Raw genomic sequence first — 24,402 nt, 5'->3', positions numbered from 1 at the left:
CCCATCTACAGTCTTTCTATAATCACTTTAAAAAATTATGGTTAGAAGCGCACACAACCTTAGGCATTGGACTGATAAGAGAAAATCAACCATCTGCGGCACGTTCTTATTTTTGGCAAGTTTTACGGCAAGGAAGATTGAATTTCCGGACTATTATTGCTTTATTAATTAGTTTCTTCCATCCAAAATTAATTAATAAATTTTTGAGCAGTACTTCATGAAGATTAGATATTAATCTTGATCTTAGCCAGATTTTTTATATAATCATAGCATAGAGTAAATAAACAAATTTTGGGAGATGATTTTTTGTTAGTTTTATAACAGATAATGGTAAAAAAATAGCAGAAGTTTTTAGGACTAGAACAACTAGAAGTTTGAGGTGAGAAGTGAAAATCTGTATTGTCACCCACAAGATTAGAAAAGGTGATGGCCAGGGTAGAGTTAATTATGAAATAGCGATGGAATTGTTACGTCGTGGTCATCAATTAACATTATTGGCCAGTGAAGTCGCCCCTGAATTAGCAGACAGTATTTCCGTTGATTGGGTTCCAATCATTGTCCATAAATATCCCACTGAATTCATTCGTAATTTGGTCTTTGCCGAAAAAAGTGGCAGCTGGTTACGAGATCATCGAGGAGAACTTGACATCGTCAAAGTTAATGGTGCAATTACTGGAGTTAATAGTGACGTAAATGCTGTGCATTTTGTTCATAACTCTTGGTGGCGATCGCCTGTACATATTTCTCAAGAGCATCGAGACCTATATGGTTTATATCAGTGGCTATATACCGGGATCAATTCCTATTGGGAAAAACAGGCATTTCGCAAAAGTAAAGTTGTGGTAGCGGTTTCCACAAAAGTGGCGGAGGAACTAATAAATATTGGTGTAGATCCCAGAAAAATTCGCGTGATTGCCAATGGAGTAGACCTAGAAGAATTCACACCGGGAAGCATAGAAAGGGAGGAATTAGGTTTACCAAAAAATGTCACTTTAGCAATGTTTGCAGGAGATATTCGTATCTCCCGCAAAAATTTAGATACGGTACTTCAGGCCTTAGTAAAAGTTCCCGATTTACATTTAGCCGTGGTGGGAGAAACTAAAAATAGTCCCTATCCCAAAATGGTAGAAAAATTACAATTAGGTCAACGAGTACATTTTTTAGGTTATCGTCGAGATATGCCACTTCTGCAAAAAGCAGCAGATTTTTTTGTATTTCCTTCCCGTTATGAACCTTTTGGACTAGTAGTAATTGAAGCAATGGCTTCTGGTTTACCAGTAATTACGTCCAAAAGCACAGGTGCAGCAGATCTAGTTACCCCTGCTTGTGGAATTGTATTAGCTGACTGCAATGATATAAATAGCCTAGCTCAGTCTTTAGAATTGCTAAAAAGCGATTATCAGTTACGTCAAAAAATGGGCAAGGCTGCTCGTGCTATTGCTGAGCAATATAGCTGGAAGATAATGGCACAAAACTATTTAGATTTATTTAATGAAGTAATCCAAAATGCGCAATACGGTTCTTATCCCTACTTATCGTCGTCCCCACGATCTATGGCGTTGCCTTGTCGCACTGCAAGCCCAAACTAGACCAGCTAATCAAATAATTATAGTGGTTAGGGATGTGGATACACAGACCTGGGAATTTTTAAATCAATTACCAAGTGAACTATCTTCTGATAACCTACCATTGCAAATAGTTACAGTTACCAAACCAGGAGTAGTACAAGCTCTGAACACTGGATTAAAAGTTGTCAATGGTGATGTCCTATCCATCACCGATGATGATGCTGCACCCCATCCTGACTGGTTGGAAAAAATCACTGCCCATTTCACCAAAGATGCTGATATTGGTGCAGTAGGTGGAAGAGACTGGGTACATAGGGGAGATAAGGTGGAGGGAGATTCCCGTGCGGTTGTGGGACGTGTACAGTGGTTTGGAAGGGTTATTGGTAATCATCATCTAGGAACAGGAAAAGCTCGCGAAGTAGATGTTCTCAAAGGTGTAAACATGAGTTTTCGCACCCAGTCCATAGGGAAACTAACTTTTGATGAAAGGATGCGCGGTACAGGAGCTCAAGTACATTTTGAAATGGCATTTACCCTAGCTCTTAAACGTGCGGGATGGAAAATAATTTATGATCCCCATATAGCAGTAGATCACTACCCAGCCACACGTTTTGATGAAGATCAGAGGGAAAATTTCAATGAAATTGCCCTAACCAACCTAGTTCATAATGAAACCCTAGTTTTACTAGAATACTTGCCACCTTTCAGACAAATCGTTTTTTTATTATGGGCAATATTCATAGGAACAAGAGATGCTTTAGGCATAGTACAATGGTTAAGATTTTTACCTAGTCAAGGGAGAATTGTTACCAAAAAATTGCACGCTTCTTTGCGTGGGCGTTGGCAAGCATGGCAAACCAATAAAACCAATCAATTGATAATTTCCAACTCCTAAAAAAAGTGACTTCCAAACAACTGCTTTTCAATAGCTTTTTACAATCCTCCTATTCCCCGGAAGATAGATCAGCCCAAAGTTGGGTAATCATTTTTTCCTTTATTCTATTTATAAGTACCTGTTATTTTGTCGGTGCTGCCAACTTACTAAGAATTATTTTTCCTGTTAGCGCCCTTCTAGTGGGAATATTTTTATATTTGCGTCATTCCATTCTCTATCTTGGTTTTACCTGGTGGATATGGTTTATTACCCCATTATTAGCAAGATTAATAGATTATCGAGTGGGTTGGGATCCCACCCGTCAAATTTTAGTAGCACCTTATTTAGTAGTACTGATAACTACTGCTTCGATAATTAAAAACTTACCTCGCGCTCTCAAAGAAGGGGGATTACCGTTTATCTTAGCCTTAATCGCTGTTATTTATGGATTGTTAGTTGGACTGCTTTACAATCAACCAATATCAGTTATCCGAGGCTTTTTAGACTGGTTTACTCCAATTATTTTTGGCTTTCATTTATTTATCAATTGGCGAGATTATCCCAGCTATCGCCAAAATATACAACGGGTGTTTATTTGGGCTGTTTTACTAATAGGAGCCTATGGGATATATCAATTTATATTTGCTCCTGAGTGGGACAGATTTTGGTTAGTAGAGTCAAAAATGTTTACCAGTGCTGGATCTCCCAAACCATTTGGCATGAGAGTTTGGAGTATCCTGCACTCACCAGGTACTTTCGGTGCGGTTATGCAAACAGGATTACTATTGCTATTTACCAGTTATGGACCTTTAATTTTTCCTGCTTCAGTGGTAGGGTATTTGTCATTTTTACTGTCACAAGTTCGCACTAGTTGGGGATGTTGGTTATTGGGAATTCTCATCATGCTAGGTTCTGTAAAAGCAAAAGTTCAAATGCGCCTAGCAGTAATCATTTTAATAATGGTTCTTAGTATTATACCCTTAGTCACCATAAAACCTATTTCTGAAGTTGTGACCACACGGCTTGAAAGTTTTTCCAAGTTAGAAGAGGATAGTAGTTTTCAGGACAGATCTAAAACTTATGATAGGAATCTAAACTTAGCACTTTCTACCCCTCTGGGTAATGGAGTAGGAAATATTTGGAAGGTAAATGAAAAGACAGGACAGATTGAAGTTGTTGTCATTGACAGTGGCATTTTAGATATGTTTTTTACCCTGGGTTGGTTTGGTGCCATACCCTATACTAGCGGATTAGTCCTGATCCTGGTTGCTGTGATTAACTGTACTGAAGCTAAACGGGATGTTTTTATCAGTGCAGCTCGTGCTATTGGCATAAGTTCATGTGCCCAGTTAATTATTTACAGCGGGATGTTAGGTGTTGCGGGTATGATTATGTGGGGGTTCTTAGCTGTATCTATGGCTGCCCATAAATATTATAAACACCATTATTAATAAAACAAACTACCAAAGATGCTAGACTAATAAAAACATCAGAGTAGGGCATCAAAATGTTAGCATACCAGCCAATTAATCGTGAAATCAGTCGAGTAATAATTGCAGGAGGAATTCACGGTAATGAACTGATTGGAGTTTATTTGGTCAAAACCTTTGAAAAGTATGGAAATTTAATTGAGAGAGAAACTTTTGAAACCATCTGTTTACTTGGTAACACCCCAGCTATTAATGCTGGGAGAAGATATGTTGATAAAGATTTGAATCGTTGTTTTACCAAAGACATATTATTCAATGCCAATACTTCTATATATGAGGAATCAAGAGCTAAGGAAATTTGGCAACTTCTGCAACCACACCATCCCCAAAAGTTAGATGCTATCATTGACATACATACAACCACTGCCAATATGGGATTATGTATAATCATTAGTAACATACACCCCATATTGGTCACTTTAGCAGTGCAATTAACCAGTATAAGTCCCCTAATTAAAGTATGTTTTCGCCCAGTAACGCCAGATGGTGGTTTTTTGCGTTCTTTGAGTGAAGTAGGTTTCACATTAGAAGTAGGTCCTGTCCCTCAAGGAGTTTTAAATGCTCAACTGTTTCAACAAACAGCAAAAATAGTTTATGCAATATTAGATTTTTTTGAAACCTATAATCAAGGCAAAATTTGCATTAATCAGAAGTCGAATGAGAAGAAACTAAAAGTTTATGAATTTATAGGTACGATTGACTATCCCAGAAATGAATTAGGTCAGCTCCAAGGGATGATTCACCCCCAACTTGAATATAAAGATTATCAACCACTAAATTTCGGTGAACCAATTTTTCTGACCTTTGATAATCAAGAGGTTTTCTATCAAGGAGAGTCTACAGTTTATCCAGTTTTTATTAATGAAGCTGCCTATTACGAAAAAGGAATTGCCATGCATTTGACGCAGAAGAAATTAGTTGATATATAGTTTATATAGACGATTGAGAGATAACAATATGGCTTAGTCTAGACTTTTAAATTATGCTCGAAATATAGCTACTTACCCGTTACCAATTGCCTGGTGTCAATAGGGGAGAAGACATTATATTTGTTGCTTAATTCCCGGTATATGCTCAAAGTTTCCTCACTCACACGTGTGGTGCTAAATCTTTGAAGATTTTGTTGACCACGTAATTTCCAAGCTTGTAGCTTATGGCGATCCCTCAAAAGTTGGATTAAAGCATAAGCCAAACTTTGACTATCTTGAGGAGGAACTAAAATACCTGCTTGACCATAATCTAAAGTTTCTGGAATGCCATCTACATCAGTAGCAACAATAGCACAACCAGCTTCTCTAGCTTCCGTGAGAACCAAGCCAAATGACTCACAATGGGAAGCCAAAACAAAGATATCTGTTGATAACATATATCTTTGTGGTTCCGGTTGAAATCCTTCAAAATGAATACGATGTTTAAGTTCCCCACACTTTTGTACCATGGCTTCAAACATAGTCCGATCGGGACCTTCACCCACAATATAGAGATGAGCTTGAGTAAAATCCTGGGCAATGATTTGAAAGGCTTGAATTAATTCACTAATGCCTTTGCGCGTGTACATTCCTGCTACTGTAGTAATAGCTGGATGATGTAATTTCATAGGTTGATATTCTTGAATTTTTTTATGTCTGGGACTCCCCAAAGTGCCATTAGCAACTACCCGCAATTTTCGGGATGGGATTCCACGACGGATCATCGAATTAGCCACCGCATGACTGACTGCAATTACCCGATCTGCTAATCCCATTAATATTGCACTGCGTTGGAATTCATTATGCACTGTAGCAACTAAACCATATTCATGATTATTTCTAAAAATTCCTGCTAGTAAAACTCCTGTCATCATGTGGCAATGAACTATATCAGGTTGAAATTTTTTAATTATGTCCCGGTAGGAATAAACTGCCTTAATTAACTTGGTTACTCTCCGGGACTGGTCTAATTCAAAGTGAGAAATACCATACTTTTCTAAGAGTATTTCGTATTCTCCTCCCAGGGAAGCAATTGCCACTTCTAAACCGTCTGTGGCTTGTAAACAAGCCAAATCTACTGCCACATTGACAATACCGTTACCAACATTTTGAATATGGTTAGTTAAGTGTAAAATTCGCATTTATTTTTACTCCTCAGTATTTTTTTAAACTGATTTTCTCTAGAATTAATATTCCGTTTTAAAGAAGATTTCTTCCGCTTGTAAAAATCTCTTAATAAAGCCCCGAGGAAGAGTGGATATTTGAGAAGAATAGGCGGCGATCGCCTGTTGTTTTTGAGATTGAACTTGTGCAACTGATAATCTATAAGCTGGGGCAATATCCCGTAATTTTAACAGAATAAATAATGGTGATCTCCAAAAAATCCAAATAGGGTACTGCAAAAGTTCTACGCTGATTCCACTTTCGGCGATCGCCTCTTTTACCAGAGAATATGTAGCCTCGTGATCTCTGTGACAATCCTTAAAATGAGGCACATAAACCTCACCTGGTTGATAATCTCTTAACAAAGTAACTATTTCTGAGATCAGTTGTCTTTTTTGAGAAATATTCAAATCTAATAAACTGCCATCCTCCCTATTTAAAAACTTAATTTCTGTTTGGGGAACTCCCAAAATTTCTAATGCTTGTAGGGACTCCTGCTGACGAATTTGCATAACCTGATTTTGGATATTAGGTTCTAGTCCATGGGAACCTCTTCCATCGGTAAGAAACACCACTCCCACCCTAATTGCCTGTTGTCGTTTGCGAGCAATCATTCCCCCGCAGCCAAAAGTCTCATCATCCTGATGGGGGGAGAAAACCATAACTGGTGCTGTGGTCAATGCTATTGGTTGACTCCCCCATCGTAAAATCCAGTGCGAAAGTAAACAGGCATGGATATACTGAATGGTACTTAAAAAATGAATGGGAATTAATCTTTGTAATTTACTCAAAGTTGTTTTTTGCATATTCCTCATAAAACTACTCATAAAACCGTCATTTATTAATTACGGATCAACTTGTTAATGAACATCAATCCCATGGTCATAGGCGTTATAGCTAAAGCCAGAATTTAGCTAAGTAGGGAGGCACAATTATTTGTAGGATGGGTTAGTGGTAGGGTAACCCATGGGGGCGTTGGGTTTCGTTCCTCAACCCAACCTACGTTCATCTTATGTTTAATTCCACTCACCTACTTAACAACCTATTCACTATGATAATGAATGTAGACACCTGATATTTGTTGATTGTGTAAATTCAGAATGTGAATATGAAGATGGTCATTGTTTTTAAAAACGGAACCGATAAATAATCACCTTGCCATTTCTATTCTCCTCTACAAACAATAAGTATTCACCATTGCGACGACGAAAAGCTCGAATACCATGGGGAATATCCACCCAACCACTTTCCTTACCGACTTCTGGACCTGGACCAAATTTGCGCACAAATTTTCCCGTATCGTTTCTATAAACATAGACCTCCGCAGTTTTAACTGTAACAGCAAATACATAATCTCCTGCTACGCTCATAGCAGCAGTAGATACTTCTCGTTGACCTGTATTGTCATAGGGAATTACTGCTCGCCATTTGGGAGTGCGATTTCCTTGACTCCAGCGATCAAAGCGGATAATTTCTGATCCCACAACCCCGGTATCATCACCAACGGAAGGATGATCAACTGTAAAACCAGACAAATACATAGTATCTGTGTCTGGGAAATATTCAATCCTGCGCAAATCTCGAAACATACGAGGAGTTCTTTCTCTTTTCATAGAACCATAGCTATAAATTGGATTTCCCCGACTATCCAATCCCTGTAGAGGATAGTGACGAATACCATCCTCAGTCCGTAGGGTTTTCCATACGTCCCCTTTAGTATCTACCCACCAACCACCTATATATAAATAATCTTCGCTGCTTTCATACTCATTTTGTTCGAATGCACCATTACCATTCTTATCACGCCAAATCCATTCTCCCTTACTTGGTTGAAGGGGAGGCCAATTACCATTAATGGCTTTACCTTTATCATTAGTTCCCACAAACATCCCTGCAGGAACTGCAATTTCCCCATCAGTTTGTGGTTGAAAGCGATAAATTTGTAATAAACGCCCAAACATGTCCGTCAGAAATAAAAATGGTTTGCCTTGAATACGGCGAAAAATCGGACCATCAGGGGCGGTGTGTAACCGAGGGTCTTGAGGATATTTAAAAGGGTTTAAAGTATAGGCCTGATAAGTCCATTGTTTACCAATGGGTTTACTATAATCTACTAGGTATTTTTCATGTTTGGTGAAGATGACTGTCCCGTCACTTTGCGGATCCGTATCCCCATTATCCACAAATATTAAACCCAGTAATTGCCATTGTAATTTTCCTGAAGGAGAAAATTTCCTCAGATCTGTTCCCGATCTATTAAATCCATTACTATTAATATATAGATTGCCTACTCGATCCGTACCAATGGCAGTAATACCATAGAGTTTTAAATCTCTAACTGCTCCCGGTACACCACCATAAATACCTTTTTTATCTCCAAAAGTTCCCACCTGTAAAGGTTGATTCTTTATTTCATAAATTACTATCTGCTGGCGTTCACTATTTTCTGCAACCAATAATCTATTTTTCGGATCCATGGCGATCGCTGTTGGATCTTGCACATCCATAATTTCTTGTGGCAATTTTTTCCCAGAGGGACTGTAGTGCAATACTTTTCCAGATTTGTTCCCTTTTTTATTTTGGATAATCCACAAATTATTCTGCTGATCAATAGCTATTCCTCCAGGATTTTCTACAGGGAATCTGCCAATTTCTTCCATAGTTTCCCTATGAAAAATTCTCACCATATTACTACCCCCATGACTGACAAACAATTTATCACCAAGGGTGGCCAACCCGGTTACTTCCGCTTGGTCACTAATAACCAACATACTTTTGTCCCAACCCTTACCTTGGGTAAAAGCAATAGGTTTTCCTTGTAAATTATAACGTCTAACACAATACCAAGTTTTATTTTGGGGTGGATAACTATCTTTGTCACCTCCTTTTTCACCTTGGAGTGATCCTTGACTCATGGCTACATAAATATATTTATTATTTGCAGTTACTGCTCGACCACCAAGACGATACCAACCATGTAAATCTTCTAAAAATGCAATGGGTTTACCATTTTCATATATTCCTGCTTCTCCTCCATTTTCATCCCAAATACTATTTGTGTAAATCAGCCCATTGGCTGTCACATACATAGCTTCTATATTATTTTGTACCCTCAGTTTTCCCTTACCTATAGTATTACCTACCCAGGATGTTGTGTATTCAAATCCAGATGCTGTGGTGCTAGAAATTATTATCAATCCACAAATTGTGACCAGTAACATCTGAAAACCTATGTTTCCAGATTTGAGTAAAGAGGACTTTTGAGAAAATAAACTACTAAGAATCTTATGAATTTGATGAACAATTTGATGAACAATTCTCATATATTTCTGATAAACAATAGAGCTGTTGGGAAATAAATTCATTTTCGCTAATTAGGGAGGCACAATAGCAAGATCATCAACCACTAATAACCTAACAGCTGAAATTTCCTGTTTCTATGAAATTTGTCAAATCTTCATCAAAAAAATAATCTCCTTTAATTCTATCTTACTAGGAACAATTTCAACTTAGATGGGCCGTATTTACCAGTTTTTTATAACGTGATCTCATAGAAAAAGCAGGACAAGCCTGCTTATAAAAAATACTTAACCTGATCAAATTGGAACCGATAATTAGTAACCACGCTTGAGCGCCAATTCAACACGATTAAACTCAAATTCCAAGCGATCTTTTAGCTTTTGGGGTACGGGACGATTGGGGTAGGAACTGTAATGACCTGCCAAAGCATTGAGCGCAGTTCGCATAGTCGTAAAGGAGCTTAAACTAGAAACTGAACTAGAACGCTGATAACGGGCAGAAAAGTCATTGATTTTTTGACGTGCTTCCGCTTGAATTGCTGCTTTATTAGGGTCATTAGGTGATAATTCCACGGCTTGTCTCATCACTTTAACAACTGCTAGAGTGTCTTGACGATAATCTCCAGTCAAACTATCGGGAGTACCGGAACAACCCATCAAACCAATGGTAATCACTAAAATCAGTGCCAGCAAACGCGACCAATAACTCTTCATATCCAATTAAAACAAAAAGGTAAATCAAGTTTCATCCTATCTTGGATTGGTATCCGGGGATTGACTTCTCTCTGTTGTTGAAATCCGGAGACAAGCGAACATACAGGGTATTACGCTGTTGATACGGTCTATTTAAAGATAGGATGGCATTTTGTAGGGTTTCTACTTCCACACATGTGCCACCAATTGCACCAGCCATAGTAGTAATATGTTCTTCCATTAAAGTCCCTCCAATATCGTTACAACCCCAATTTAAAGCTTCCATAGCACCGGTCAGTCCTAATTTAACCCAGCTTGGTTGATGATTAGGTATGTACTTACCCAAAAATATTCTTGCTACTGCTGTTAATAAGAGTGCATCAGCTAAAATGGGTTGGTCTCTACCAACTCGACGACGTAGGGGTTTTGGTACATCTTGACCCACAAACGGAAGTAAAATAAATTCGGTAATTTGACCTGGGTATTCTTTTTCGTGTGCTGCTTGCTGGAGTTGGCGCAGTTTTTCTAGATGTGTAATTTGCTGTTCTGGAGTTTCAATATGTCCAGACAACATAGTGCTGGTGGTGCATAAACCCAATTGGTGGGCCGTAGTGACAATTTCCAGCCATGTTGCTGTGTTGATCTTTTCGGGACATAATACTTTTCTCACCTCATCATCCAACACTTCTGCTGCTGTTCCTGGTATGGAACCCAAACCTACATCTCTTAAATCTGTAATTACTTGCTCATAAGAAATACTGTCTAGTTTTGCAATAAATTGTATCTCTTGAGGAGAAAAAGCATGTATATGTAGTTGAGGAAAGTTTTGTTTAATAGTTTCTATTAGTTTAATGTAATATAGTAGAGACTTACCATGGATTTGGGCTTTTGCGTTGAGTCCTCCCTGCATACAAATTTCCGTTGCGCCTCGACTTACCGCATCCGCAGACTTTTCCAAAATTTGTGACCAATCTAGCCAATAGGCATCCTCATCACTATCATCTCTTCGAAATGCACAAAAACTACAATGTTGTTCACAGATGTTGGTAAAGTTAATATTCCTATTGATAACGTAGGTCACCTCCTCTCCTGCTTGTTTTTGGCGGAGCTTGTCAGCTGTTTCCCGAATGGTATTTATAGTTTCTGGATCAGTTTGCTTTAGTAAAATTACTGCCTCTGATGGTGATATATCTGATCCTAGTAGCGATCGCTCTAAAATAGGGTTGATAGGAGTTAATGTTATATTATTCACTGGTTTTGATTTTTTTGGTAGGACAAGTAGTATGTCAATAAGTAAATAAGCGGAAAAACAAAAATTAACGATAGTTAACCTAATTTAACATTAAAAGCCGATTTTACATCTTATGTATTTGCGGTATGATGTTCCAGCGTCAAAGTCATGGAAATAGCACAACTTGTGGAAAAATCAAAATTAATTACCCCCACGGGTCCCTTAAAAATTGCCGAATATCCAGCTTTCGAGTTGGGGTGGAATGATGATGTTGTTCTCTTATCCTTGGTAATTCCCACCTATCAAGAGCGAGAAAACATTCATAAAATGATTAACATCATCAACAGCATACTAGAGGAGAGTATTCCCAATAACTACGAACTAATAGTAGTTGATGATAATAGTCCCGACTTGACATGGCAAGTAGCAGAATCATTAATTCCAGAATATCCCCAATTGCGAGTGATGCGTCGTCAACAGGAAAGAGGTTTGTCCTCAGCAGTAATTAGAGGTTGGCAAGCTGCCAAAGGGCAAGTTTTGGGGGTAATAGATGGGGATTTACAGCATCCTCCAGAGATACTATTACAACTGTTATCCCAAATCAAAAGGGGAGCTGATTTAGCCGTGGCCAGTCGTCATGTGGATGGTGGTGGTGTTAGTAGCTGGAACCTAGTCAGACGATTTCTATCCCGTGGAGCCCAAATTTTAGGGTTGGTTATTTTACCACATATCCTAGGTAAAGTTAGTGACCCCATGAGTGGTTATTTTATGGTACGTCGAAATGCGATCGCTGGAGTAGAGATGAACCCCATAGGCTATAAAATTATTTTAGAAGTAATTGCAAGGGGAAAAGTCAAAGAAATTGGGGAAGTTGGTTATGTATTCTGTGAACGCGAGGAGGGGGAAAGTAAAGTAACTTGGAAGCAGTATCTAGAATACATTCAACACCTAATACGTCTACGTTTATCTACGGGAAGATTAGGAAAAATCAGTCAGAAATTCAACTTACAAATTACCCTTCCTCTAGGTAGATTTATGCGATTTGGTTTAGTGGGACTAAGTGGGGTGTTTGTAGATACGGTCGTGCTGTACTTATTGAGTGATACTTTAGCTTTACCCCTAATTGGTAGCAAAATCCTAGCTGGGGAGCTGGCAATTTTCAATAATTTCCTGTGGAATGATGCATGGACATTTGGGGATATTTCTATCCAACAACGGAGTTGGAAACAGCGAATAAAGAGATTTTATAAATTCAACTTGATTTGTTTAGCGGGTTTAATGATAAATGTATTGATATTAAAATTTCTGGTTCAATTTTTAATTTCCAATCGTTATATTGCAAACCTCATAGCAATTGGCGTGACCACAATTTGGAATTTTTGGCTTAATTTAAAATTAAGTTGGCGGGTAACAGACATCAAGTGACATTAGAATAAATTGTGAAATTCTCTCCAGATAAAGATTGCAAAACTCCACATCTGATCTGACAATCAAATGTTGGACGACCCCCTTATGTCGAATGGAAACATTTTGTTTTTGTCTGGTAATAACTATAGAACCATCTATCGCATCTCTTAACAAGACCATCTCAGCTGCAGTGGGATGATCTAAAACAACAATATTACTACCTTTATAAACCATTCCCATACTTTCTAAAATATCCCCAGAATATTCAGCAATAAATAAATCCAGTTGGGGATGACGTAACAAACTTTGAACATTGCGATTATAATCTTCATGAAAAAATCTCTGAGCAAGATTTAAAAACGAACCTTCACGAGAAACACCGCCGATTTTTAATTTTGGATATTCTGACAACAAGTAAGCAATAGTATGCAGTAAAGCCATCTTAGTAATTCGATTAAAAGTTATAATTGGGATTCTAGCATCCTCAGCAGAGGGGAAAAACTGTGATAGAATATAGTGCGGAACATCAACACTTTTACCAATAACAGGATTAACATGCATAAAAATACCCGGTGCTGCATTAATTTCCAAAACAGCAAAATTACCATATCGCCAAGAATGGGCAATATTTTTAGCGATTACATCAATCCCCAAACAAGTGAGGCGAAAATTTTGAGCAATTTCCTCTGCAAGAATAATATTGTCTGGATGAATTTTATCAGTAGCATTAATGCTAACACCACCGGAAGAGATATTAGCAACATCAGAAAGATAAATAATGCGATTTTTCTCAATTACACTATCTAAATCTAGTCTTTGACCATATAAATATCGTTCCATAGCCCGATCAATCACAATCTTACTCATAGAAGAAGTGGGGGTATCTCTTCTTTGTGGTTGATTATTTTCTCTGGCAATTAGTTCCTCAATTGTCGAATAACCATCCCCAACTATCGACGGTGGACGGCGTTCTGTTGCAGCAACAAATTTACCATTCACACACAACAAACGAAAATCTTTTCCCCAGATACTTTCTTCAACAATCACTCTAACTGACAGGTCTTTAGGAATTGCTGAAACTGCTAACTCATAAGCAGATTTTAATTTTCTCGAGTCTCTTATATTAGGGGTAACACCAATTCCTTTATGACCAGACACAGGTTTAATGACAACGGGGTAACCAATTTCTTGAGCTACAGCTAGAGCTTGTCTTTCTGAAGTTACAATATCACCTTTGGGGACAGGAAAACCCAATCGGTTCAAAAATTCCTTACAGTCATCTTTACGAGTGGTAAATTCGGAATCCAGATGACTATCAACATCAAAGGTGGTCCCAATTCCCCTCAGCTGTTTTTTTCCATAACCATATTGCATTAACCCCTCTTCCCATAGATAAAAAGTAGGAATACCCTGTTGGTAAGCAGTTTGCCATAAAGCATAGACAGTCGGTCCACCATAAACAGATTTACGAAATTGATCTTGTAATTTTATCAGTCTCTCTTCAAGGGGGAAATACCGTTCTTTGCTAATATTTTCAAACCAGTCCCAAACTAAGTAAACTACTGACTTGGCTGTATGTTCATGCAATGCTTGAATGGCAATCTTTACATAGGAATGATATGAATTTATACTGTAAAGATTGAAATATAGGGATATATCTAATTTATTAACTTCTGATACAACTCGAGCAAATAAATCAGCATATAATTCATAGGTTTGTTCAGCTAACTGGGGATAAAAATCACTAATAGTGTGAACATAGTCTTCCATCGGTAGGGGATCTTGATGTTCAGTCAAGGCGAAGTCAAATACTATGGCTGCTGTATCTAAATAGGGATTTGGTCCAATATAATACTTGAAGTTAAAAATATCAAATACATCTGTTTTTCTAGTATTTACATGAAGATCTGTTGTTTGTTCTCGAACCATTGATTTTCAGTTATCCTTAGATCGGGACAGAATTGTGGAGGAATAACAAAAATTAATTAGATGCAACAAAGGTTTTCACCCTGACATTATTTCACATTGATATACCTAACTAATGACACCCTGCTCCCATAACAACTCCTAGTCTTTGTTTTATCAAATCATCTCTAGTCATTCTGTAGGATAATTTCAATTTACCTCAAGTTTATTAGTTATTCATGAGTTAATCAAGTTTTTCAATCTCATGGCAGCAATTATAAATTTGGAATGTAGTTTAAGCTACAGAATATAGGGACGGTCTACCACTTCTCTCAATATACAAGGTTGAGTTTAATAACCCAACAAACCCACGGAACATATATAGGGGTTGCGAAACACTCCCTACGCGATCGCATTTACCCCCTTCAAGGTTCCCAAAACCTAAACCTGTCTAAATGATTATGATTAGCTATAACAACTGCTGCTGCAAAATTCTCTGCTGGTACTAGTTCTTTTAATTGCCAATTTCCTACTATGCACAATTTAGCAGATTTATTTGGCGATAATTCTATTTCTACTTGAGCTAGTTCAGATATACCTTTCCCAGTAGCTTTTAAATAAGCCTCCTTACAAGTCCAATAACGGAAGAATATCTCCTGTTGTTCTTCCGGAGCTACTGATTTAATTACCTCATATTCCCTAACTGAAAAAAAGCGCTTGGCTAAGTTTTCTATATCTGATGTGTGACGAATACCTTCTAAATCTACTCCTATTAGTCTATTATGACTCACACCACATAAACCTAGGTCTTGAGAATGGGATAAATTAAAGCATATTCCACAATGCTTAAACTTCAAGCCTAATAATGGCTTTCCTCTCTCTTCATACTCAAATTCTATTTCTTTTGCTTCTACGTTTATATACTTCGACAGGATTTTTCTAAGAAAGGCACGACCAACAATAAACCGCTCTTGGTGTTGTGGAAAATAAAATCTTTCTGCACGAGCTATTTCATCACCAGATAAAACCCTGCGGTAAAATTCCATTTCCCATGGTGATACCTTCAGGTTAATCTTCCAGATATGTACTTCCTGATCACACAACTGGAAATTTTCAGGTGCCCGTTGCCAAACAATAGACTGATTCACAACTAATTCCAGCTCTTAGGGTGTTATATCCTAAATTTTATAACCTAGATTTTACAAATTGTAAATAATTGTAAATAATTATTGTTTTTATGTTATTTTTGTGCATTAAGAACAAATAAGTAAAAAGATATACTTTATTTATTCCGTATGTAATGATCAACTTGACTCCTGACTCAATGTGACCTCGAAAAAATATGGGTTAGAAACTGTAATTTGTGAGTTACATCTGGTGGTGTAAACTGATATTATTTTCATGTCTTTAATTGTGAACCTAAGTCCTTTACCACATTAGTCCTTATGTTCAATTTTAAATGTTCTTGTCCGTCGGAAAAGTAATCTTTGTATATATCAAAGATTCTTAATTTATCGTTAAATATAAGGTAGTCATAATTTTTTAATAATGCCCAGGATTCTTGTCATAGACGATGACCCAGCGATTTCAGAACTTGTTGCCGTCAACTTAGAAATGGCTGGCTACGATGTTAGTCAAGCTGAAGACGGTATTAAAGGTCAGGCGCTGGCTCTCCAACTACAACCCGACTTGATTTTACTTGACCTGATGTTGCCAAGAGTAGATGGATTTACCATTTGCCAAAGACTGCGTCGGGATGAGCGTACTGCTGAAATTCCCGTCTTAATGTTGACCGCTTTAAACCAAACCCAGTACAAAGTAGAGGGATTTAACGCCGGTGCGGATGACTACCTAACAAAACCTTTTGAAGTAGAGGAAATGTTGGCCCGAGTCAGAGCTTTGTTGCGGCGAGCCGATCGCATACCCCAAGCTGCCAAGCACAGTGAAATTCTCAATTATGGGTCCTTAACTCTAGTCCCAGAAAGGTTTGAAGCTATCTGGTTCCATGAAACCGTGAAACTAACTCATCTGGAATTTGAGTTACTTCACTGTTTACTTCAACGTCATGGTCAGACCGTCTCTCCCAGTGAAATCCTGCGAGAAGTTTGGGGTTATGACCCTGATGATGATATTGAAACCATTCGTGTTCACATTCGCCATCTCAGAACCAAACTTGAACCTGATCCTCGTCGTCCTCGTTATATTAAGACGGTTTATGGCGCAGGTTATTGTTTGGAGTTACCTGCTGTACCTCCATCTGGTGAAGCAAGCAACATGACACTGGTAGAATGATTTGACCAGGGATTGAGCTTTCTTGATTCCCCGATTGAAACACGGGGTTTCTCAATATATTTTTGATATTATTTTGATATTATTAGTATTAACTCCTACCAGATTGACTCAAGATTTAAAACAAATCCCGGTAAAACATCTTCTCCTGATAAGGTGGATGGGTTTTCCAAAACTTGTTTTTCTTCTCCTGGGCGATAAATTTCGGCTTGGCGGTTTTTTGGGTTAATTAACCAACCTAAGCGGGTTCCATTATTTATATACTCCTGCATTTTAGCTTGCAGAGGTTTCAAAGAATCACTGGGAGAACATAGTTCAATCACAAAATCAGGAGACATGGGCAAAAATCTGGTTTTTTGTTCTGCAGTTAGAGCTTGCCATCTTTCCAAAGGTATCCAAGCTGCATCGGGAGAAAAATCTGCTCCATTAGGAAGGCTAAAACCGCCAGATGAATCAAAAGTTATCCCTAATTTTGTTTGTCTATTCCATAGGCCCAACTCCAGGTTAATATCTGAATTACGCCTACTGGTTTCCGCTCCTGTAGGTGGCATAATAATTAGGTTCCCTTGAGCAGTTCGCTCCAGTTGCAGGTCACGGTTGGCGACACAAAGTTCATAGAATTGTTCATGGGTAATGGGTATTGTTTCCGAGTTATTTAGAATTAAGGGTGTCATGTTTTTATCTCCTTTTTAACTGGAAGCACTAGTATAAAATCTTAGGGCAAATCGCCAAAACCAAGTGGAAAGGAAAAATAAAAACAGGGCTAAAAAAACAGCACTTATTAGCCAAACGACATGGATTTGACCTAAGATGGCTTGAGCAGGAACGGTAGTCAGAAAAGATACTGGAACTACAAAAGTAAAAAAAACTCGATAGCCCATGGGATATGCGGACATGGGATACCTACCCGCCTCCAACAGTCCCCGTAACACCTCGGTGGTATTATAAACCTTCGTAAACCAAATACTGGTTGATCCTAACATGAACCATAAACTATAGAGAATGACCAGACTACAACCGAGAGGTAATATACCCCAAAAATAGTCATCTAGTCCCAAACCCAAATTTTTACCCGCATAACCAATGATGATCAAACCAAATAGTAGATCCGGTAGTCCCCAGAGGGAAAGAATATGGGTTGACAACCAAAACTGACTACGAATGGGTTTTAATAAAACAAAATCTAATGTACCTTCTTGCACATGACGCACAATCCGGTTTAAGTTAGGAGCTAAAAAGGTAGCCCAGAAACCCTGTAAGAGAGTAAAAACCCCCAACACAACCAAGGCTGAATCCCACGACCATCCGCTAAAGGTGTAACCCGTACGATAAAATAAAAACAACCCAAAAATCCCCCCCAAAAGATTCCCCAAGCTACTGAGGGCGGCTATGATGAAATTTAAACGATATTCCATTTCAGCAGCAATAGCTGCACTCCAAAATAATCTGATGACTTTTAAATATCTTTGCATTTTGATGATTAACTGGGTGGGTGGAATTAAATATAAGATGAACGTAGGTTGAACGCCCGCTAACCCATCCTACAAATAATTGTGCCTCCCTGCTTAATGGTTGACCTTTGATTTACCAAACATGACCCAAGAACCTTCCCAAGAACTTTCTAATTATCGTTTACTTCTACCCTATCTCCAGCAACAGTGGCCAACTATCTCCAGAGGATTTATTGGCATTATAGGGTACGTTTTCGCTACTTTAACCTTGATTCACTTAGCTGGTAAGTTGGCTTTACCTTTTGGAGAGGGTAATGTGGTGGCGATCGCCCAGTTAACGGGTGTATGTGCTTTGGTATTTCTTATCCGGGGCTTTTTTCAGTCCGTTCAAGACTTGTATATGTCCAAAGCTGCTTTGAGAGTAGCTTTTCATCTCAGGCAAAATGTCTACACACACTTACAAAAACTGAACTTGAGTTATTTTGAAACAGCAAAAGCGGGGGATTTGTCTTATCGCTTAACAGAAGATGTAGACAGGGTAGGTGAGGTTGTCAATAAGTTGTTTCATGATTTTATCCCCTGTGTTTTACAACTGATTGCCATTCCCATCTACATGATTTATTTAAATTGGCAGTTGACTTTAGCCACGGTGATAGTAGCACCAATTATGGGGGTTTTAATTGGTTGGTTTGGGGAGCGTTTACGTAAATATGCTCTCAAAAGTCAAAGTCGCATTTCTGACCTATCCGCCATTCTAACAGAAGTTTTTAGTGGTATTCGCTTAATTCAAGCCTTTGCAGCAGAAAAATATGAAATTGCCAGATTCACTCACGAAGCTCAAAGAACCCTCAAGGCCAAATATTCCGCAGAAAGACTAAAGGCCATTCAGATTCCCATTGTGGGATTCCTAGAAGCTTTGAGTGCTTTATCTCTAATCATAGTAGGAGCATGGCAAATTTCCCAGGGTAATCTCACTGTGGGTGAGTTTTTTAGTTATTTAGCAGCAGCAGCTTTACTAATTGATCCTATTGGTCATACTACCCATAACTATAATGAGTTCAAACAGGGTGAGGCTTCTTTGGAACGAGTATTTGAACTCTTGTTAATTAAACCAACAGTCCTAGAAAATCCTATTGCTATGACTCTTCCCAGTATTAATGGCAAGATTGAATACCGTGGTGTTAGTTTTGCCTATAAACCGGGTGAGCTAGTTTTAAATCACGTCAGTCTGTTTATCAGTCCTGGGGAGGCCATTGCCCTAGTCGGTGCTTCCGGTGCTGGTAAAACCACTTTCGTCAATTTACTCCCCAGATTTTACGATCCTAAACCAGGTAATATCTTTATAGATGATGTCAACATTCGTGATGTGACATTAAATAGTTTAAGAAAGCAAATTGGTATTGTTCCGCAAGAAACAATTATGTTTTCAGGAACTATAGCTCAAAACATTGCTTTTGGACAAGACAACTTTGACCAAAAAGCAGTAGAAGCAGCTGCCCGGGTGGCTAATGCCCATGACTTTATCATCCAATTACCAGCAGGTTATCAAACTTGGGTGGGTGAACGGGGTGTCAACCTATCCGGGGGACAACGACAAAGAATTGCCATCGCCCGTGCAGTGCTATTAGACCCGAAAATTTTGATACTTGATGAGGCAACCTCAGCTTTAGATTCCGAGTCCGAAGCTCTTGTGCAGCAAGCTTTAGAAAGATTAATGCAAAATCGTACTGTATTAATTATTGCTCATAGATTGTCAACAGTAAGAAAATGCGATCGCATTTTAGTCCTAGAAAAAGGGCAAATTGTGGAATCAGGGAACCATGAACAATTATTGTCCCTAGAAGGTAAATATGCACATTTTTATGCGCAACAATTTAGTCAGAGTTAGTTTTAGCACAGCTGCAAAAAGAGCGATTTACATCCTAAAAACCAGATTTTTGTATTGTTAGATACTGAAATAACTGCCATTGACAGTATTAGGGGTAACAACAGTGAATATAAAACACAAGATACACTGAAAAATGATAGGGAGTGGGGGAGCAAAGTTTTTCAACATAAACACCCCATACTATATATAATTTCCTAATAAGTTGAAAAAACTAATTCTTATTTAGCGTAAACCTTACGCCTGTCTGAAACTACCCAGCTGAAAAACACATTAGGAGGATTATCTATGGCGCTTGTACCTATGCGGTTGCTTTTAGATCACGCTGCTGAAAATGGTTATGGCATTCCCGCTTTTAACGTTAATAACTTAGAACAGATTCAATCAATCATGAAGGCGGCTGCTGAAACAGATAGCCCCGTGATTTTGCAAGCCTCTCGTGGTGCTCGTAACTATGCTGGCGAAAACTTCTTACGCCACTTAATTTTGGCTGCGGTAGAAACATACCCACAAATTCCCATTGTGATGCACCAAGATCACGGTAATGCTCCTTCTACTTGCTATTCTGCCATTAAGAACAATTTCACCAGTGTAATGATGGATGGTTCCTTAGAAGCTGATGCAAAAACTCCTGCCAGCTTTGAATATAACGTCGCAGTTACCCGTGAAGTTGTTAATGTTGCCCACTCTTTAGGTGTGAGCGTTGAAGGTGAACTAGGTTGTTTAGGATCTTTAGAAACTGGTGCTGGTGAAGCAGAAGATGGTCACGGTTTTGAAGGTACCCTTGACCACTCCCAATTATTAACTGACCCGGATCAAGCTGTGGACTTCGTAGAAGCTACCCAAGTAGATGCTTTAGCTGTTGCTATTGGTACTAGCCATGGTGCTTACAAATTCACCCGTAAGCCCACTGGTGAAATTTTAGCCATTAGTCGCATTGAAGAAATTCACCGTCGCCTACCTAACACCCACTTGGTAATGCACGGATCTTCTTCCGTACCCGAAGATTTAATTGCACTGATTAACGAATTTGGTGGTGCTATCCCCGAAACCTATGGTGTACCCGTAGAAGAAATTCAAAAAGGCATCAAGAGCGGCGTACGTAAAGTTAATATCGATACCGACAACCGTCTGGCTATCACTGCTGCTGTTCGTGAAGCTCTGGCTAAAAATCCCAAAGAATTTGACCCCCGTCATTTCTTAAAGCCCTCTATTAAGTACATGCAGAAGGTTTGTGCTGATCGTTATGAACAGTTTGGCACTGCTGGTAATGCGAGCAAAATCAAACAAGTTAGCCTAGAAGATTTTGCTGCTAAGTACGCTAAAGGCGAATTGGCTGTAAAAGCTGCTGCTGCAGTTTAATTCAACAAACTTATTGGGGCTGGGTTACACCTAGACCCCAACCTGACTAAACCGGGGTATTAATCCCGGTTTCTTGATGGTGGGTTTCCAAAGTCTTACTTAAAAAACGCGGTGTTGTAAAGATGGCATTTGACGACGCACCTGTTCTAGTCTAGTAGGTTTAATTTCAGCAATAGCGACCCCCGGTTTATCTCCTGCATCAGCTAAAATTGTTCCCCATGGGTCAACAATCATTGCATGTCCATGGGTTTGACGACGGGCATAATTAGTACCTGTTTGAGCTGGGGCGATTATGTAATAAGTGTTTTCAATCGCTCTGGCTTGTAATAACACTTGCCAGTGGTCTTTTCCCGTAAAAGCCGTGAAAGCAGCAGGAATAAAAACTACATCAGCCTCCCTCGCTGCCAGATCTCGATATAATTCTGGAAAGCGCACATCATAACAAATAGAGAGACCTATCTTACCCAAAGTTGGGGAAACATACACTGGTGGTAATTCTCGACCAGCCATGACAGTACTAGATTCTTGATAAGTATTGCCATCGGGAACATTCACATCAAATAGGTGTACCTTATGGTAACGACTGATTTCCTGTCCATTGGGGTCAACCAGCAAAGCTGTGTTGTAAACTTTACTTGTACTATCTACGGGAACGGGGAAGCCGCCGCCCAGAATGGTAATTTGATACCGTTGTGCCATTTGCTTGAGAAACGTTTCTGTTTTTTGGGCAATAATACTGGCTTGAGCAAGTTTATCTTTTTCCTCCCCCATAAAGGAGAAATTTTCTGGTAACCCCAATAATTCTACACCCTGGCGTACGGCCAGATCAATAAACTCTTCTGCTTGTGCCAAGTTTTTTTGTAAATCAGGCACACTGGTCATTTGAATGGCGGCGGCTAAATAAGACTTCATAGGTTCAACAACAAACAGTAGATAATGATTGACATGGGATAATTGCAGGAGTCAATAGTCCTTTTTAGACTTTGATCTATTACCACCAATATCATAGGAAAATTTAGGTCAAAGGTGACTCATTCATCGGTGCATATTGACCTACCATGGCTAAATATATGCCAATAAGAACAATCAAACAAGCTATACCTTTGACAAAACCAACTTGTTCACCCAACACTAGCCAGGCAAAAACCGTGCTAATTACTGGATCAAGCAGCATTGTTACTGCTACAAGAGAAGAGGGTAAGGAATTGAGAGAATAGGCAATTAGTCCCTGTCCTATGACCTGACAAATTAAAGCTAAGGAAATTACAGAAAACCATCCTTGCCAAGAAAGCGGAAATAGGGTGTTTCCTGTTACCAGTAAAATGGGTAAGGTGGTTAATGCGCCAATAGTGCAATACCAGAACACCAAGGTTTTGGTTTCAAACTGGGTCAGGAGCTTTTCCATTAGCAGTAAATAAAATGGCAACAAAATTGCTGATATTAAGGAGAAGAAATCTCCTTGCAACTCATTACTAGAGACGGAAAAATCTTGGAAACTGATGGCGATCGCACCGGTAATAGAAATAATTGTGCCAACCACAAATTGTTGCTTGACGCGATGACGAAAGAAAATCCATCCCCCTATAGCAGTTAATGGTGGTAATAGTGCGTAAATAATTGCTACCGAACTAGCCACACTAGTATGGGTTAGTGACTTAGCCCAAAATAGCTGTCTTGCTGCAAATATAATACCAACTAGAAAAAACAAGCCCCAAGTTGGGAATGTATATAAATTATTAATTAGAGAAGGAGCTGAAGTTAATTTGTCCCGACGAATCAAAGAAATTAGGTTCCAAGTGCCAAAAAAAACACTGGAGATCCACAAGCGATTAAAAGTAGTTGCTTCAGGACTAATTTCATTGTTACTCCATGTGATAAAAATAGGAGCAAAGCCAATCGCCACAATCCCTAGCACCAGCAAACCAAGGGATATATAGCCTTGTCCAGCTGCGAAGGTTTGAGCTATAGCATCTGTCCAGCTGTCACTTTTACCCATGAAGTCTTTAGTAAACGTTTTGAACAAAGCTATAAATTTCAATTGTCCCTCCGATAACGAAACTGATAGCTGATTTAACTTTTCTAGTAGGTTTCTCATTGGTATGTAAATTTATATAATACGTATATACTAGTGTCTATTAATCCAAATACCTCTTAATCCAGCCCTTCTTGCACCATGATAATCATCAACAATACTATCACCAATATGCCAAGCTGATTCCGGGGAGCAGTTATGATTTTTCAAAGCCAGATGAAAAATTTCAGGATCTGGCTTAGCTGTGCGAGCCTGGGTAGAAACAGTAATAGACTTAAAATAGTCCCTAAGACCTAGACTTTGTAGAACCGAGTATATCCGAGAGTCAAAATTAGAAACCACTCCCAATTCTACCCCCAATCTCAACCAATTGACCAAAGCCAGGGAAACATCGGGGTAGACAAACCAAGGGTCAGCAGTACCAAAATGAACATAGAGTTCACCAAAAAAATCAGAAAAATCCCTAAATTCCCTCCATACTCCTGCACCCTGAAATGTGTTCAAAACAACATCGTACCACCAGTTAAATTCCTTGTCAGGTATAACTTCTACATCACAATTGAGGAATATGGGAGCTGGTGCAGCTGCAAAACTTTTGTGAAACTCCCGATTTAAAATTTCCGGGGTCACCGTGACACCAAATTCTGCAGCAATTTGGCTATAAACCTCACCCACACTACCCTTGACACCAAAGATTGTACCTACCGCATCTAAAAAAATCACTTTTGGTTTTTCCATGAGGTTGAAGCTGGATGAAATCAGTCAATTTCATAATTATAATCAC

20 protein-coding genes and 1 pseudogene are annotated in these 24,402 nt (G+C 38.8%); 9 read left to right on the top strand and 12 right to left on the bottom strand.

Translation table 11 applies throughout. The features are described 5' to 3' along the window. From ASL19_RS18650 to ASL19_RS11695, 5 genes and pseudogenes are all read left to right on the top strand, one after another. A pseudogene (locus ASL19_RS18650) lies at positions 1-221 on the top strand (glycosyltransferase family 2 protein); the annotation flags it as partial. A gap of 165 nt (positions 222-386) precedes the next feature. Further along, positions 387-1,589 carry a glycosyltransferase family 4 protein gene (locus ASL19_RS11710; RefSeq protein WP_057178486.1) on the top strand — a complete coding sequence of 401 codons (1,203 nt, stop codon included), beginning with the start codon at positions 387-389 and terminating at the stop codon, positions 1,587-1,589. Next, a complete protein-coding gene (locus ASL19_RS11705) occupies positions 1,507-2,463 on the top strand; it encodes a glycosyltransferase family 2 protein (protein WP_057178485.1) in 957 nt (318 codons plus the stop codon). Before ASL19_RS11710 ends, ASL19_RS11705 begins: the two co-directional genes overlap by 83 nt. Before the next feature lie 5 nt (positions 2,464-2,468). Beyond that, positions 2,469-3,893 carry an O-antigen ligase family protein gene (locus ASL19_RS11700; protein ID WP_057178484.1) on the top strand — a complete coding sequence of 475 codons (1,425 nt, stop codon included), beginning with the start codon at positions 2,469-2,471 and terminating at the stop codon, positions 3,891-3,893. A 56-nt stretch (positions 3,894-3,949) separates the two neighbouring features. Then, positions 3,950-4,861: an aspartoacylase gene (locus ASL19_RS11695; RefSeq protein WP_057178483.1), complete on the top strand. Its 912-nt coding sequence runs from the start codon at positions 3,950-3,952 to the stop codon at positions 4,859-4,861. Positions 4,862-4,929: 68 nt separating this feature from the next. Here ASL19_RS11695 and ASL19_RS11690 read toward each other — a convergent pair whose 3' ends face one another. The 5 genes from ASL19_RS11690 to cofH all read right to left on the bottom strand — a co-directional run bounded on the left by ASL19_RS11690 (position 4,930) and on the right by cofH (position 11,308). Continuing rightward, positions 4,930-6,042, bottom strand: a complete 1,113-nt coding sequence (locus tag ASL19_RS11690; protein ID WP_057178482.1) for a glycosyltransferase family 4 protein — start codon at positions 6,040-6,042, stop codon at positions 4,930-4,932. Between the two features lie 45 nt (positions 6,043-6,087). Then, a complete protein-coding gene (locus tag ASL19_RS11685; RefSeq protein WP_057178481.1) occupies positions 6,088-6,870 on the bottom strand; it encodes a PIG-L deacetylase family protein in 783 nt (260 codons plus the stop codon). A gap of 321 nt (positions 6,871-7,191) precedes the next feature. Beyond that, positions 7,192-9,429, bottom strand: a complete 2,238-nt coding sequence (locus tag ASL19_RS11680; RefSeq protein ID WP_057178480.1) for a hypothetical protein — start codon at positions 9,427-9,429, stop codon at positions 7,192-7,194. A 249-nt stretch (positions 9,430-9,678) separates the two neighbouring features. Continuing rightward, positions 9,679-10,077, bottom strand: coding sequence for a photosystem II protein Psb27 (gene psb27 / locus ASL19_RS11675; RefSeq protein WP_057178479.1), 399 nt, complete (start codon positions 10,075-10,077; stop codon positions 9,679-9,681). Positions 10,078-10,108: 31 nt separating this feature from the next. Next, positions 10,109-11,308, bottom strand: a complete 1,200-nt coding sequence (gene cofH, locus ASL19_RS11670; RefSeq protein WP_057178478.1) for a 7,8-didemethyl-8-hydroxy-5-deazariboflavin synthase subunit CofH — start codon at positions 11,306-11,308, stop codon at positions 10,109-10,111. A gap of 147 nt (positions 11,309-11,455) precedes the next feature. Here cofH and ASL19_RS11665 point away from each other — a divergent pair, with 147 nt between their 5' ends. Beyond that, positions 11,456-12,712, top strand: coding sequence for a glycosyltransferase (locus ASL19_RS11665; RefSeq protein WP_057178477.1), 1,257 nt, complete (start codon positions 11,456-11,458; stop codon positions 12,710-12,712). Here the strand turns inward: ASL19_RS11665 and ASL19_RS11660 are convergent. Both ASL19_RS11660 and ASL19_RS11655 read right to left on the bottom strand, forming a co-directional pair. Next, positions 12,683-14,623 (bottom strand): acetate--CoA ligase family protein, encoded by a 1,941-nt coding sequence (locus tag ASL19_RS11660; RefSeq protein ID WP_057178476.1) that lies wholly within the window; start codon positions 14,621-14,623, stop codon positions 12,683-12,685. The genes ASL19_RS11665 and ASL19_RS11660 overlap by 30 nt on opposite strands. A gap of 401 nt (positions 14,624-15,024) precedes the next feature. Further along, entirely contained in the window at positions 15,025-15,747 is a 723-nt protein-coding gene (locus tag ASL19_RS11655; protein WP_057178475.1) for a 4'-phosphopantetheinyl transferase superfamily protein, read from the bottom strand. A gap of 400 nt (positions 15,748-16,147) precedes the next feature. Between ASL19_RS11655 and ASL19_RS11650 the strand changes: the two genes are divergently transcribed. Further along, positions 16,148-16,891, top strand: coding sequence for a response regulator transcription factor (locus ASL19_RS11650; RefSeq protein WP_006277170.1), 744 nt, complete (start codon positions 16,148-16,150; stop codon positions 16,889-16,891). A gap of 95 nt (positions 16,892-16,986) precedes the next feature. Here ASL19_RS11650 and ASL19_RS11645 read toward each other — a convergent pair whose 3' ends face one another. Together ASL19_RS11645 and ASL19_RS11640 are read right to left on the bottom strand one after the other, a co-directional pair. Further along, the gene (locus ASL19_RS11645; protein WP_006277169.1) at positions 16,987-17,562 is read right to left on the bottom strand and encodes a Uma2 family endonuclease; all 576 of its coding nucleotides are present in this window, start codon (positions 17,560-17,562) and stop codon (positions 16,987-16,989) included. 15 nt (positions 17,563-17,577) lie between these two features. Continuing rightward, positions 17,578-18,360, bottom strand: coding sequence for an ABC transporter permease (locus tag ASL19_RS11640; protein WP_057178474.1), 783 nt, complete (start codon positions 18,358-18,360; stop codon positions 17,578-17,580). 121 nt (positions 18,361-18,481) lie between these two features. On the opposite strand from ASL19_RS11640, the gene ASL19_RS11635 reads away from it, so the two are divergent. Both ASL19_RS11635 and fba read left to right on the top strand, forming a co-directional pair. Continuing rightward, positions 18,482-20,227 (top strand): ABC transporter ATP-binding protein, encoded by a 1,746-nt coding sequence (locus ASL19_RS11635; RefSeq protein ID WP_057178473.1) that lies wholly within the window; start codon positions 18,482-18,484, stop codon positions 20,225-20,227. Positions 20,228-20,512: 285 nt separating this feature from the next. Then, entirely contained in the window at positions 20,513-21,586 is a 1,074-nt protein-coding gene (fba, locus tag ASL19_RS11630) for a class II fructose-bisphosphate aldolase (RefSeq protein WP_006277166.1), read from the top strand. A gap of 99 nt (positions 21,587-21,685) precedes the next feature. Here the strand turns inward: fba and ASL19_RS11625 are convergent, their stop codons facing one another. The 3 genes from ASL19_RS11625 to ASL19_RS11615 form a co-directional block, all read right to left on the bottom strand. After that, the gene (locus ASL19_RS11625; RefSeq protein ID WP_006277239.1) at positions 21,686-22,498 is read right to left on the bottom strand and encodes a carbon-nitrogen hydrolase family protein; all 813 of its coding nucleotides are present in this window, start codon (positions 22,496-22,498) and stop codon (positions 21,686-21,688) included. A 103-nt stretch (positions 22,499-22,601) separates the two neighbouring features. Beyond that, positions 22,602-23,681 (bottom strand): DMT family transporter, encoded by a 1,080-nt coding sequence (locus ASL19_RS11620; RefSeq protein WP_057178472.1) that lies wholly within the window; start codon positions 23,679-23,681, stop codon positions 22,602-22,604. A 30-nt stretch (positions 23,682-23,711) separates the two neighbouring features. Beyond that, on the bottom strand, positions 23,712-24,356 hold the full coding sequence (locus tag ASL19_RS11615) for an HAD-IA family hydrolase (RefSeq protein ID WP_006277242.1): 645 nt from the start codon (positions 24,354-24,356) through the stop codon (positions 23,712-23,714). Positions 24,357-24,402 lie beyond the last annotated feature (46 nt).

The sequence above is a fragment of the Cylindrospermopsis sp. CR12 genome, from assembly GCF_001432185.1.
GTDB classification, from domain to species: Bacteria; Cyanobacteriota; Cyanobacteriia; order Cyanobacteriales; family Nostocaceae; genus Raphidiopsis; species Raphidiopsis raciborskii.
This window is presented reverse-complemented; position numbering and strand designations above follow the sequence as displayed.

Excerpts from the sequence above, each read along its gene's own strand:
- ASL19_RS11705 (WP_057178485.1), top strand. The coding sequence starts at position 1,507 with ATGCGCAATACGGTTCTTATCCCTACTTATCGTCGTCCCCACGATCTA.
- ASL19_RS11695 (WP_057178483.1), top strand. The coding sequence starts at position 3,950 with ATGTTAGCATACCAGCCAATTAATCGTGAAATCAGTCGAGTAATAATT.
- ASL19_RS11690 (WP_057178482.1), bottom strand. The coding sequence starts at position 6,042 with ATGCGAATTTTACACTTAACTAACCATATTCAAAATGTTGGTAACGGT.
- ASL19_RS11685 (WP_057178481.1), bottom strand. The coding sequence starts at position 6,870 with ATGCAAAAAACAACTTTGAGTAAATTACAAAGATTAATTCCCATTCAT.
- ASL19_RS11680 (WP_057178480.1), bottom strand. The coding sequence starts at position 9,429 with ATGAATTTATTTCCCAACAGCTCTATTGTTTATCAGAAATATATGAGA.
- psb27 (WP_057178479.1), bottom strand. The coding sequence starts at position 10,077 with ATGAAGAGTTATTGGTCGCGTTTGCTGGCACTGATTTTAGTGATTACC.
- ASL19_RS11665 (WP_057178477.1), top strand. The coding sequence starts at position 11,456 with ATGGAAATAGCACAACTTGTGGAAAAATCAAAATTAATTACCCCCACG.
- ASL19_RS11660 (WP_057178476.1), bottom strand. The coding sequence starts at position 14,623 with ATGGTTCGAGAACAAACAACAGATCTTCATGTAAATACTAGAAAAACA.
- ASL19_RS11650 (WP_006277170.1), top strand. The coding sequence starts at position 16,148 with ATGCCCAGGATTCTTGTCATAGACGATGACCCAGCGATTTCAGAACTT.
- ASL19_RS11645 (WP_006277169.1), bottom strand. The coding sequence starts at position 17,562 with ATGACACCCTTAATTCTAAATAACTCGGAAACAATACCCATTACCCAT.
- ASL19_RS11640 (WP_057178474.1), bottom strand. The coding sequence starts at position 18,360 with ATGCAAAGATATTTAAAAGTCATCAGATTATTTTGGAGTGCAGCTATT.
- ASL19_RS11635 (WP_057178473.1), top strand. The coding sequence starts at position 18,482 with ATGACCCAAGAACCTTCCCAAGAACTTTCTAATTATCGTTTACTTCTA.
- fba (WP_006277166.1), top strand. The coding sequence starts at position 20,513 with ATGGCGCTTGTACCTATGCGGTTGCTTTTAGATCACGCTGCTGAAAAT.
- ASL19_RS11625 (WP_006277239.1), bottom strand. The coding sequence starts at position 22,498 with ATGAAGTCTTATTTAGCCGCCGCCATTCAAATGACCAGTGTGCCTGAT.
- ASL19_RS11620 (WP_057178472.1), bottom strand. The coding sequence starts at position 23,681 with ATGAGAAACCTACTAGAAAAGTTAAATCAGCTATCAGTTTCGTTATCG.
- ASL19_RS11615 (WP_006277242.1), bottom strand. The coding sequence starts at position 24,356 with ATGGAAAAACCAAAAGTGATTTTTTTAGATGCGGTAGGTACAATCTTT.